Raw genomic sequence first — 12,020 nt, 5'->3', positions numbered from 1 at the left:
GGCGGGTGCGCATCCGCTACCACTGGCAGGACAATGCCGACGCCACCTGCTGGGTGCGCGTGGCGCAGCGCTCGGCCGGCGGCGGCATGGGCAGCCAGTTCCTGCCACGCATCGGACAGGAAGTGCTGGTGCAGTTCATCGAGAACGATATCGACCGCCCGATCATCGTCGGCGCGCTGTACAACGGCCAGGGCGAGGGCGGTGTGACGCCGACGCCGGGCGCGCAGTGGGGCGTGCGCAGCAAGGAGTTCGGCGGGGCCGGCTACAACCAGCTGCTGTTCGACGACACCGACGTGCAGGGGCGGGTGCAACTGCGCTCCACGCACGCGGCCAGCGAATTATCGCTGGGCCACCTGATCCACAGTGCCGACAACTATCGCGGCAGCCTGCGCGGGCAGGGCGCCGAACTGCGCACCGATGCCTATGGTGCGGTGCGCGGCGGCGCCGGCCTGCTGATCAGCAGCTACAAGATCAACCACGGCGCCGACGTGCGCGACCCGGCCGGCGACAACGCGGCCGGCATCGCGCTGCTCAAGCAGGCGGTCAAGCTGGGCGAGACGTTCAGCGAGGCGGCCAGGACGCATCAGACGGTGGCGCTGGCCGGCCACGTCGGCGCGGCCAAGGCCAATGCCAGCACGCTGGACGACAAGGCCGCGCCGCTCAAGGCGATGCTGACGGCCGTGTCCGGCATGGTCGGCAACGCCAGTATTGATGCAGCCAGGGCCGACGCCGGCGACAAGAAAACCGCGCCGGGCGATGACCAGCTGCCGCACGCCAGTTCGCCGATCATCGCGGTGAGTGGCAAGAGCGGCATCGGCGTCACGGCAGGACAGGCGGTGCAGTTGGCCAACGGCGAGACGATCACGCTAATGAGCGGCAACGACAGCCAGTTCGTCACCGGTGGCCAGATGCGGGCGCACAGCGGCCAGGCGATCGGCGTGCTGGGCGGCGCGGTCAAGGCGGGCGAGGGCGGCCTCGGCCTGCAACTGATCGCGGCCCAGGACGCCATCGACATCCAGGCGCAGGCCGACGAGTTGAAAGTGCAGGCGCGCGACGAGATCAGCATCGTCAGCGCCAATGCCGAGGTGGACTGGGCGGCGGCCAAGAGCATCAGCTTGTCGACGGCGGGCGGGGCGAATATCACCATCGACGGCGGCAATATCACGGTGCAATGCCCTGGTAAATTGACCATCCATGCTGGCAAGAAGGCGTTTGCCGGCCCAGCGAGCATGAACTCTGAGATGCCAGTTTTGCCGCGTGGGACTCTGGCGTTTGATGAAAAATTCCAATTGCTTGATCCATCAGGCGATCCCATCAAGAACATGCGGTATGCGATCATGAAAGAAGATGGTGCGCGTATTGAAGGCGTCACTGATGGCGAAGGTCGAATCCCATTGCAGCAAGGATTCCGGCCGGAGAATATTCAGATCGTGATTTTAGGTATGTTGAAATAAGGATTGATCATGTCGTACGTGCCACCCGATAAAGAGCGTGCTCAGCAAGCCCAGCCTGGCACAAATGGCAAACCTACTTTTGACTGGCAACTAACCGGTACTAGCTTGCTGGACACAGTGAAATTGACCTTGCCGCCCATGGTCTCTTTGCCTGTCGTGTTCGTGCCTGGCATTATGGGTAGCAATTTGGCAGATCAGGACGGAGAGCCGGTCTGGCTTCTCAATAGCACAAAGGGGCAACCTATTGGTTTGGCTTGGCGTTGGGCGAGCAAAGGGCCTGGCGCGCGTCAACAAGTGCTCCATCCGCAGCGGACCCAAGTCTATAGCGATGGAAGTGTTCCAAAAAAAATGGCGGGCATGGTGAGCCGGCGTGAAACCTATAAAGATCGCGGTTGGGGCGAAGTTGGCGAAACCAGTTATCACGAATTTCTGCTCTGGCTTGAAGATAAAATGAATGGGCAAGGATTTAACCCTGCCAAGTGGGATGATTTCTTTTATACCTCCGTCAGTGCCGCGCCTGCGCCAGGCGCACGTCCTCCTGAGCCCAAGCTGTATCCCGGCATTGCCATGGAGATGAACGGTTTGCCCAGGATGGCAGAAGAAGGTCATGTGACAGCGCCCGTGATGTCGGACGATTTGCTAAAGCGTGCAAAATGCAGGTTCCCGGTATATGCGTGTGGATACAATTGGCTTGCGTCCAATGAGGTGGCGGGAGCAAGGCTCAAAGCTCGCATAGAAACCATCATAGCGGAGAACAATAGCGGAGCGTTTAAATGTCAGCAGGTAATTTTGGTGACGCATTCTATGGGAGGGCTGGTAGCTCGCTTTTGCTCGCAATTGCCCGGCATGCAGGAAAAGATCGCCGGCATCGTACATGGTGTCATGCCCGCAGTAGGCGCTGCAGTTGCGTATCGACGATGCAAAGTGGGCATGCGCGACGAGGATTTTGGCGCGGCTCTGGTGATCGGCTCAACGGGACAAGAAGTGACTGCAGTATTTGCTCAGGCGCCGGGCGCGCTGCAATTGCTGCCGGCAAATGGGTATCGTCCACGTTGGCTGTCAGTATCAGATGCTCAAGGCAAGAATCTAGTCAATCTGCCTGCCGGCGATCCGTATGAGGAAATTTATCTGGTTAAGGACCGTTGGTGGGGATTGGTACGCGAGGAATGGCTGTCACCGACCAATGGAACACCGATCGATTGGAATGAGTTCAGCAAGAACGTCAAACGTGCAAAGGATTTTCATAGCAAAATCTCCGGCCACTATCACCCGCATACGTTTGTATATTACGGCGCAAGTGGCGGCCCGCAGGCCAGTTTTGAAACGATCAAGTGGAGCATGCGCAAAGGACTGCAGCCTGAAAAAGGGATGCGGCCAACAGAGCAAGAGATCTCCAGCTATACCCATCAGATGGTGCGGGAACAAGGGAGGAATGAGATTTTTGTTGGGGGAGAAACCAAGGTGCAGTCAACTTATGGCCCAGGTGGTGGTGGCGTGACCAGCTACGAAACCAGTTTTTGGGAGATTCAATCTGCTATGCAGGACGGAAATGGCGACGGCACCGTGCCGGCCAGCTCTGGTATGGCGCCACGCCGCGATGGAGGTCCTAATATTCAACAGCAGTTTCGTCTGCAGGGATTCTCACATGAGCCGTCGTTCAAAGATCCAACTGCGCAGCGTGTGACCCACTATGCAATTACCAAAATAGCCGCAATGGCCAAACTATGAGAATTTTTGCTTGTTCTGTCCTGGTATTGATTGCTGCAGGATGTGATGGAAAAAAGACCGACGACCTAGCCCATTCGAAAATGAACCCAGTCATGAAAACACAGTGTATCGGCCGGAATCTTGTTGATCTGCCCGACGGATATGCGTTGAAAACCGGCGCGAGCGCCATGTTCACGCCAATACAGGGTGCCGTGGAAAGCGCCAAGATTGATCTACGTGTCACGCCGGTTACCGACATGGCGGCGTTTGTTGCTCAGGTCAAGGCGCGTCATGCTGAACTGGCCGCCGCCGGTTCTGGAGAGACAGACCGGCTTACACTGGCGCGGGAAATCTCCGATGGAGGTATGTTATATCGGGTCAGGGAGATCGATGATGCGTATCAAAGCGAAATTCATTGGCTCTTACGTGACCAATATTTAGTTGCAACCATTCATTCTTATAAAAACCAAATGAATGAAGCGGAGGAGCTGCTATATTCTTTAATGAAAAATATCGCGTACCAAGGTGAGCCCGCAGCTGCTTCGAAAGCGTTTTGTTTCAGCCGCGTGGCGGTTGGTGGCAACTATCGCGCGGAATCCGCGAGTTTGCGTTTCAAGAATGCTCTAAGGCCCGATATCTCGTTTTCTATCGATGTGGATACCTTCAGACGGGACGATACTGAAACATTGCTGCAACGTGTAGGCGGTCCCAATTCCCTCTTGAGAAAGTTCAAGGCGAAAGAGTCGGTGCTGCGCAAGGGGGAATTGGAAGTGGCGGGAATGCGAGCACAAGAGTGGGGGGCGTCAATTATGCTTGGCGAGGACGAGGACGAGAAAAAACTTGGCCTGACGCTGGAAACCATGCGCCCAGTTCCCTCTCTGTCTGCACCCAAGATTCATTTGGAAATGGACGTGAGTGGCAGCAGCGCGCACGACGAGAAAGGAGCGCTTTTACTGTGGGACAGCGTCGTAAGAACTATACGCCAGCATCCGCACTAGCTCGGCTCTTAGCTGGAGAGTTTACATTCAAGGTTGTGGAATGAAAAAAACCCGCCGGGCTGCACAGCCGGGCGGGGAGCGGAAGGAAGGCGGGTGCGATCAGTGCGCGTGGCGGGTCAGCGGCTGCAGGTCGGGATCGGTCACGGTCGAGCCGGGATTGTTCAGCTCCTTGTGCAGCGTGTCGTGATTCAGTTCTTTTTCCCAGTGCGACACCACCACTGACGCCACGCCGTTGCCGACGAAGTTGGTCAGCGCGCGGCATTCGCTCATGAAGCGGTCGATGCCCAGGATCAGCGCCATGCCTGCCACCGGGATGGTCGGCACCACGGCCAGGGTCGCCGCCAGCGTGATGAAGCCGGCGCCGGTGATGCCGGACGCGCCCTTCGAGGTCAGCATGGCGACGCCTAGGATGGTCAGTTCCTGCGTCAAGGTCAGGTCGGTGTTGGTGGCCTGCGCCACGAACAGCGCGGCCATCGTCATGTAGATGTTGGTGCCGTCCAGGTTGAACGAGTAGCCGGTCGGGACCACCAGGCCCACCACCGATTTGGAGCAGCCCAGGCGCTCCAGCTTGGTCATCAGCGAAGGCAGCGCGCTTTCGGACGAGCTGGTGCCCAGCACGATCAGCAGTTCTTCCTTGATGTAGCCGATGAACTTGAAGATCGAGAAGCCGGTCAGGCGCGCCACGGTGCCCAGCACCACCACCACGAACAAGCCGCAGGTCAGGTAGAAGCAGCCCATCAGCGTGGCCAGCGGTTTGAGCGAGGCGATGCCGTATTTGCCGATGGTGAAGGCCATCGCGCCGAACGCGCCCAGCGGAGCGACTTTCATGACGATGGCGACCACGCCGAAGATGGCGGACGACAGCTCGTCGATGAGCTTGGTGACCGGCTTGCCGCGATCGCCCAGCAGCGACAGCGAGAAGCCAAACAGGATGGCGATCAGCAGCACTTGCAGGATGTCGCCCTTGGCGAAGGCGTCGACCACGGTGTTCGGGATGATGTTCATCACGAAGTCGATGGTGGACTGGTGCTTGGCTTTCTCGGTGAACTCGGCGATGGCCTTGGTGTCGAGCGTGGCCGGGTCGGCGTTGAAGCCGGCGCCCGGGCGCACGATGTTGGCGACGAACAGGCCGATCACCAGCGCGAAGGTGGAGATCACCTCGAAGTACAGCAGGGCCTTGCCGCCGACGCGGCCGATTTTCTTGATGTCCTGCATGCCGGCGATGCCGGAGACGACGGTACAGAAAATCACCGGCGCGATGATCATCTTGATCAGCTTGATGAAGCCATCGCCCAGCGGTTTCATGGCGACCGCATCGGATGGGTAGAAAGTACCCAGCAGGATGCCGCAGGCGATGGCGAACAGCACCTGTACGTATAGAATTTTATAAAACGGCTTTTTCACGGGATCTCCTCGCGTTCTTGTGAGGAGTTCATCATCCGTCAAAATAAGAGACATCACCATTGTGGTTAACCGCATTCATCGCGGTGATATCTCTTATGGAAGTTGCTACAAACCGGGCTCAGCGAGGCGCGGCGCCGAAGGCAGTGCGCCTGCACGGCGAGGTGCCACAACGAAGCTGGGGCCGGTTTTTAGCGACTTCCTTATTGTGCTACCCAGCCGCCGTCCATATTCCAGGCCACGCCGCGCACCTGCTTGGCCGCGTCGGAGCACAGGAATACCGCCAGCGCGCCCAGTTCCTCCGGCGTGACGAACTCACCGGACGGCTGCTTGTCGGCCAGCAGCGCCTTTTTGGCGGCTTCATTGCTGATGCCATCCTTCTCGGCGCGCGCGTCCACCTGTTTCTGCACCAGCGGCGTCAGCACGAAGCCGGGGCAGATGGCGTTGACCGTCACGCCGGTGGTGGCCGTTTCCAGCGCGTTGGTCTTGGTCAGGCCGACCAGGCCGTGCTTGGCCGCCACATAGGCCGACTTGCCGGCCGACGCCACCAAGCCGTGGGCGGACGCGATGTTGATGATGCGGCCCCAGTTGTTGGCGCGCATGCGCGGCAACACCAGGCGCGACGTGTGGAAGGCCGACGTCAGGTTGATGGCGATGATGGCATCCCATTTCTCGACCGGGAAATCCTCGACATTGGCCACGTGCTGGATGCCGGCGTTGTTGACCAGGATCTCGACGCCGCCGAACTTCTCGCCGGCGTAGGCGATCATGGCTTCGATTTCCGCCGGCTTGGTCATGTCGGCGTTGTGATAGCCGGCCTTGACGCCGAATTCCCGTGCCATATCCTGTTGCAGCTGTTCGATTTCGGCGGCGTCGCCGAAGCCGTTCAGCAGCACGTTGGCGCCTTCGGCCGCCAGCGTACGTGCGATGCCCAGGCCGATGCCCGAAGTCGAGCCGGTTACCAGCGCTGTCTTGCCGCTCAAAGTCTTGTTTGTCATGGAGTCCTCTGCAGGGTTGGAGAATAAAATGGGGCTGCGCTACACTTCGGTAGGATTTTAAGTGCAACGCCCGGTAAAATGGTGATTCTGAACATCATTACATAAAAACTATCAAGGAAGCCGCATGTTCGAAGCGAAAATAAAGTCTGTTCAATGCCTGTCGCTGGCCGGTTTGCATCGCATGTCGTACAAGGAATGGGGCGACGCGGCCAATCCCAATGTGCTGGTCTGCGTGCACGGCGTGACGCGCGTGGGCGACGATTTCGACGCCATGGCGCGCGCGCTGGCCGGCGACTACCGCGTGATCTGTCCGGACATCGTCGGCCGCGGCCGCTCCGACTGGCTGAAAAACCCGCAGCTGTACCGCATTCCGCAGTATGTCAGCGATATCGTAACCCTGCTGGCGCGCGTGCTGCCAGAGGGCGAAAGGCAGAGCGTCGACTGGTTCGGCACCTCGATGGGCGGCCTGATCGGCCTCGGCCTGGCGTCGCTGCCGGGCAATCCGGTGCGCAAACTGGTGCTCAACGACATCGGCCCGGTGCTGGCGCCGGTCGCCATGCAGCGCATCGGCGACTACATCGGCCAGGACCTGCGCTTCGACACCTTTGAGGACGGCGCCAAATTCATCCGCGACGTGTCGCTGTCCTTCGGCCAGCACACCGAGGCGGAATGGCATAAACTGTGCAGCGATGTCCTGCGCCAGGACAAAGACGGTCATTGGGTGCGTCATTACGATATGGGATTGGCCACGCCGTTCCGTTCGGCGACGCCGGAATCGGCCGATGCCGACCAGGCGATGCTGTGGGCGGCCTACGATGCGATCAAGTGCCCGACCTTGCTGGTGCGCGGCGCCGATTCCGACCTGCTGTCGCCGGAAACGGCGGCCGAGATGACGCGGCGCGGCCCGCAAGCCACGCTGGTGGAGATTCCGAACGTCGGCCATGCGCCGACCTTCATCCACGAGGACCAGATCGCGATCGCCAGGAAATTCCTGTTGGGCTAACAATAAGAGAACGGTAAAGAAGAGAAGTATGGAAATCAAACGACTGCATGTAGGCAAACGCTTGTCCGAAGTGGCAATTCACAATGGCACCGTGTATCTGGCGGGCCAGATCGCCGAGGAAACGTCCGCCGACATCAAGGGGCAGACCCGCGAAGTGCTGGGCCATGTCGACCGCCTGCTGGCCGAATCGGGTAGCGACAAGACCTGCATCCTCAGCTGCCAGATCTACATCAAGGACATGGCCGACTTCGAAGGCATGAACGAGGAGTGGGACATCTGGGTGCCGAGCGGCCACACGCCGCCGCGCGCCACGGTGGAATCCAGGCTGGCCAATCCGGACGTGCTGGTCGAGATCGTTATCGTCGCTGCGCAGCGCTAGGGGCATCATGGTTTCCATCACCGCACTGACAAGCGCCGCATCGGAGCAGCTGGTCCAGGGATTGTCGCCCGACGACAGCGCGCGCATGCTGGCGGCGCTGGACTTCGCCAGCACCAGCTACGCCGACAAGACCAGCGCCGGCGGCCAGTCGGCATTTGACTTCTCGGTCGGCGTGGCCGGCACGCTGGCCTTCATGCGCACCGACGTCGAGACCCGCATCGCCGGCCTGATGTTCGAGCTGACCTTGCTGGACACCGCGCAGGCGGCCATCATCGAGCCGCGCTTCGGCCAGGAGGTCGGCGACCTGGTGGCCGGCGTGCGCCAGCTGATCCGCCTGCGCGAGCTGACGCAGACGCAGGGCCCGCAAGGCGCCGTCGCGCGCGGCCGCAACGCCGCGCAGCAGGCGGTGGCGCAGGTAGAAACCTTGCGCAAGATGCTGCTGGCGATGGCCTCCGACATGCGCGTGGTGCTGGTGCGGCTGGCCTCGTGCGTGACGACCCTGCGCTACTTCGCCGACATCAAGCTGTTCAACGACATGACCTGCGCCTACGGCCGCGAGACGCTGGACCTGTACGCGCCGCTGGCCAACCGGCTGGGGATCTGGCAGCTGAAGTGGGAGCTGGAGGACTTGTCGTTCCGCTTCATCGAGCCGGAGGCGTACAAGCGCATCGCCAAGATGCTGGAAGAAAAGCGCATGATGCGCGAAGGCTTCGTCACCAGCGCGATCGCGCGGCTGCAGTCGGAGATGGCCTCGGCCGGCATCCAGGCCGAGGTGTTCGGCCGGCCCAAGCACATCTACTCCATCTGGAGCAAGATGAAGGGCAAGGAGCTGGACTTCACCGACCTGTACGATGTGCGCGCCTTCCGCGTGATCGTGGCCGACGTCAAGACCTGCTACACGGTGCTGGGCGTGGTGCACAACATCTGGACGCCGATCCCGAAGGAATTCGACGACTACATCTCGCGGCCGAAATCGAACGGCTACCAGTCGCTGCACACGGTGGTGACGGCGGAAGACGGCCGGCCGCTGGAAGTGCAGATCCGCACGCAGGAAATGCACAGCTTTGCCGAGTACGGCGTGGCAGCGCACTGGCGCTACAAGGAGGAGGGCGGCTCCAACTTCGCCGGCCAGAAGTACGACGAGAAGATCGCCTGGCTGCGCCAGCTGCTGGCGTGGAAGACCGACGTCGCCGACGCCGTGGTCGGGCAGGAAGACCAGCAGCGCGAATGGGTGGAAAAGCTCAAGGCCGCGGCGCTGGACGACCGCATCTTCGTGCTGACGCCTCAGGCGCGCGTGCTCGAATTGCCGGTCGGCGCTACGCCGGTGGACTTTGCCTATCACCTGCACAGCGACGTCGGTCACCGCTGCCGGGGCGCGCGGGTGGACGGCGTCATGGTGCCACTGAACACGCCTTTGAAAAACGGCCAGACCTGCGAGATCATCACCGCCAAGGGCGCGCCCGGCACGGCCGGTCCGTCGCGCGACTGGCTCAGCGACGAATACACGGTGGCCACGCGCACGCGCTCCAAGATCCGCGCCTGGTTCCATGCGATCGACATGCAGGAAACGCTGTCGCACGGCCGTGCGATGGTGGAAAAGTCATTGCAGCGCGAAGGCAAGACGGCGGTCAACCTGGAGGCGCTGGCCAACAAGCTGGGCTTCGCCAAGGTGGACGATCTATTCCTGTCGGTGGGCAAGGATGAATTCAGCCTGCGCCACGTCGAGCAGGCGCTGCACGACACGGGCGAACCGACTGAGCCGGAAGACGCGGTGGTGCTGGGCAAGAGCAAGGCGTCCAGCGTGGACCAGGGCGCCAAGTCGGGCGTGCTGGTGGTCGGCACGGACGGCCTGATGACGCAGCTGGCCAAGTGCTGCAAGCCGGCCCCGCCGGATGGCATCGTCGGTTTCGTCACGCGCGGCAAGGGCGTGTCGATCCACCGCGCCACGTGCAAGAACTTCGCCGAGATGCGCGCCAAGGCGCCGGAGCGGGTGATCGTGACGGAGTGGGGGCGGGCCGTATCGGACACGGTCTACCCGGTCGACATCTTCATCCTGGCGGGCGACCGCCAGGGGCTGCTGCGCGATATTTCCGAGATCTTCTCGCGCGAGAAGATCAACGTCATCGGCGTCAACACGCAAAGCGCGAAGGGCTATGCGCGCATGACCTTCACGGCAGAAATCGGCGCCACCGCGCAACTGCAAAAAGCGCTGAACGCCATCGCGGAAGTGACCGGCGTGCAGGAGGCCCGCCGGGCCTGATTGCTTCAGCGCGGCTGCATGGCCTCCGCTACTTTTGCGGCGATGGCTTCGGCCAGCAAATGCACGTGATAGCCGTCGACGAAGCCGTGGTGGGCCAGCACCGACATATTCGTCTCCAGCTTGCCGTCAGCGCGCGGATCGCTGAAGCGTCCCCACGCCAGCGATGGGATGTCGTAGCTCTTGTGGTGGTAGATAGGATGTTCGATCGCCACCAGTTTCAACCACGGCGTGCAGGTGATGTGGATGTTGCGCTTCATGTCGAGCTGACTCAGTGCTTCGGTAGTGTTGATCAGCATGTCGCTGGCCTCGGCGATCTTTTTCGCCGCCACGCTGCGGGCGACGAATTCCTGCAAGTCCGGCGACATCGAGAAGCGCGCGAAGTTCAGGTTCTTGTCCTGATTAAGCACCGTGTACGAGGCCATGAAATCGTCGATCTTGATGACCTCGCCATCCAGGATGCGGTACATGAAGTTGTCGATCCCCTTTAATGCATGCAGCACGCAGTACAGGAAGAAGTGGAACGGCGCCAGCTTGTGTTCCTTGCAGTACGGCCGGAAGTCCGGCACGGTCAGTTCGAAACTCAGGTTGACCAACGGGTTTTCAAATGAGGCAAAGGCATTGTATCGGTCGCGGCGTTTTTCGAAATTATGCATCGTGAGTGACTTCTGCTTGTAGGGTAATGTGGTCGATGCCATGCTTTTCCAGCAGCATGGTTTTGATGGCATGCAGGATATCCGGCCAGCGCGCGAGGTCGGTGATTTCGACGTGGCCGATCAGGGCCGGCTGGCCCGGCGACATGTCCCAGACGTGCAGGTCGTGCACCGAACGAACTCCTGCCACTTGCTCCAGGTCCGCGCCCACCTTCAGGTAATCGATCTGATCCGGCACGCCCTCCATCAGGAAGTGGTATGACTCGCGCAGCACGTCGACGGTGGATTTCAATATCAGCAGCGCGACAAACAGCGACAGCAGCGGGTCGATCTGCATCCAGCCGGTGTAATAGATGACGGCGCCTGCGATCAGCGCGGCCACCGAACCCAGCAAGTCGCCGATGACGTTGACCAGCGCGGCACGGGTGTTCATATTACTGTCTCCGCGCGAAAGAATGTAGGCCAGCACTACGTTGATGAGCAGCCCGATCAAGGCCACCACGAACACGGTGCCGCCTTGCACTTCCTGAGGCTGAGAGAAGCGGTGCACCGCTTCATAAACAATCCAGCCCACCAGCAACAGCAGTGCCAGGCTGTTGACGAAGGCCGCCAGCGCCTCGGCGCGGCCGAAGCCGAATGAGTGGCGCGCCGACGGCGGCCGCTTGGCGATCAGTTGCGCCAGCAGGGCCAGGCCCAGCGCGGCGGCGTCGGTGACCATGTGGCCGGCGTCGGAAATCAGCGCCAGCGAGTTGGACATGAAGCCGGTCACCACCTCCACCACGGCAAATCCCAGCGTCAGCGCCAGCGACCACGCCAGCACCGACTGGCTGCGCTGCTCGTTAAAATGGACGTGCTTGGCGTCGCCGTCGCGGTGCTCGTGCAGGTGGGCGGAAGGCGAGGGCGGCAGTTCTACGCCAGTGTTGGCGCGGGTTTCGGCTTGCATGGGCTTCTTGTTCGAGTGGGAATACCCGTAGTTTAATGGATGCGGATGACCCGCGTATGGCATCTCACAGTAACTTCATAGTGCATTCTGTAAATGTTTCCTATGAATGCCCTTGTTTTTCTTCGGGACGCTCTCTATAATGCTGGTCTTCGGGCGGTTAGTTCAGCTGGTTAGAATACTTGGTCGACATCCAAGGGGTCGCAGATTCGAATTCTGCACCGCCCACC

At 60.8% G+C, this 12,020-nt stretch carries 10 protein-coding genes and 1 tRNA gene; 7 read left to right on the top strand and 4 right to left on the bottom strand.

Annotated features, from left to right (window positions below):
- The 3 genes from ACCD07_RS31615 to ACCD07_RS31605 all read left to right on the top strand — a co-directional run.
- On the top strand, positions 1–1,454 hold a 1,454-nt coding region (locus ACCD07_RS31615), incomplete at its 5' end, for a DUF2345 domain-containing protein (protein WP_413449621.1).
- Positions 1,455–1,463: 9 nt separating this feature from the next.
- Positions 1,464–3,182: an esterase/lipase family protein gene (locus tag ACCD07_RS31610; RefSeq protein WP_413449620.1), complete on the top strand. Its 1,719-nt coding sequence runs from the start codon at positions 1,464–1,466 to the stop codon at positions 3,180–3,182.
- Positions 3,179–4,159, top strand: a complete 981-nt coding sequence (locus ACCD07_RS31605; RefSeq protein WP_413449619.1) for a T6SS immunity protein Tli4 family protein — start codon at positions 3,179–3,181, stop codon at positions 4,157–4,159. Before ACCD07_RS31610 ends, ACCD07_RS31605 begins: the two co-directional genes overlap by 4 nt.
- 99 nt (positions 4,160–4,258) lie before the next feature.
- On the opposite strand, the gene ACCD07_RS31600 is transcribed toward ACCD07_RS31605, so the two are convergent.
- Both ACCD07_RS31600 and ACCD07_RS31595 read right to left on the bottom strand, forming a co-directional pair.
- Positions 4,259–5,563, bottom strand: coding sequence for a dicarboxylate/amino acid:cation symporter (locus ACCD07_RS31600; protein WP_176651170.1), 1,305 nt, complete (start codon positions 5,561–5,563; stop codon positions 4,259–4,261).
- Positions 5,564–5,763: 200 nt separating this feature from the next.
- Positions 5,764–6,558: a 3-hydroxybutyrate dehydrogenase gene (locus ACCD07_RS31595; protein ID WP_413449618.1), complete on the bottom strand. Its 795-nt coding sequence runs from the start codon at positions 6,556–6,558 to the stop codon at positions 5,764–5,766.
- A 124-nt stretch (positions 6,559–6,682) separates the two neighbouring features.
- On the opposite strand from ACCD07_RS31595, the gene ACCD07_RS31590 reads away from it, so the two are divergent.
- Genes ACCD07_RS31590 through ACCD07_RS31580 form a run of 3 tightly spaced genes read left to right on the top strand, consistent with a single transcriptional unit; the run spans position 6,683 to position 10,200 of the window.
- Complete coding sequence (locus ACCD07_RS31590; RefSeq protein ID WP_176651168.1) at positions 6,683–7,561, top strand: alpha/beta fold hydrolase; 879 nt, start codon at positions 6,683–6,685, stop codon at positions 7,559–7,561.
- A 28-nt stretch (positions 7,562–7,589) separates the two neighbouring features.
- The gene (locus ACCD07_RS31585) at positions 7,590–7,940 is read left to right on the top strand and encodes a RidA family protein (RefSeq protein WP_353404451.1); all 351 of its coding nucleotides are present in this window, start codon (positions 7,590–7,592) and stop codon (positions 7,938–7,940) included.
- 7 nt (positions 7,941–7,947) lie between these two features.
- Positions 7,948–10,200: a RelA/SpoT family protein gene (locus tag ACCD07_RS31580; RefSeq protein ID WP_413449617.1), complete on the top strand. Its 2,253-nt coding sequence runs from the start codon at positions 7,948–7,950 to the stop codon at positions 10,198–10,200.
- Between the two features lie 5 nt (positions 10,201–10,205).
- Here ACCD07_RS31580 and ACCD07_RS31575 read toward each other — a convergent pair whose 3' ends face one another.
- The gene (locus ACCD07_RS31575; RefSeq protein WP_413449616.1) at positions 10,206–10,853 is read right to left on the bottom strand and encodes a CatA-like O-acetyltransferase; all 648 of its coding nucleotides are present in this window, start codon (positions 10,851–10,853) and stop codon (positions 10,206–10,208) included.
- A complete protein-coding gene (locus ACCD07_RS31570) occupies positions 10,846–11,793 on the bottom strand; it encodes a cation diffusion facilitator family transporter (RefSeq protein WP_353404453.1) in 948 nt (315 codons plus the stop codon). Before ACCD07_RS31570 ends, ACCD07_RS31575 begins: the two co-directional genes overlap by 8 nt.
- A gap of 151 nt (positions 11,794–11,944) precedes the next feature.
- Here ACCD07_RS31570 and ACCD07_RS31565 point away from each other — a divergent pair.
- Positions 11,945–12,018, top strand: a tRNA-Val gene (locus tag ACCD07_RS31565).
- The last annotated feature ends 2 nt before the right edge of the window (positions 12,019–12,020 follow it).

This window comes from Duganella sp. Dugasp56, assembly GCF_047304105.1.
GTDB classification, from domain to species: Bacteria; Pseudomonadota; Gammaproteobacteria; order Burkholderiales; family Burkholderiaceae_D; genus Rugamonas; species Rugamonas hordei.
Note: the sequence above shows the minus strand (reverse complement) of the source record. Positions and strands in the feature narration are given on the sequence as shown.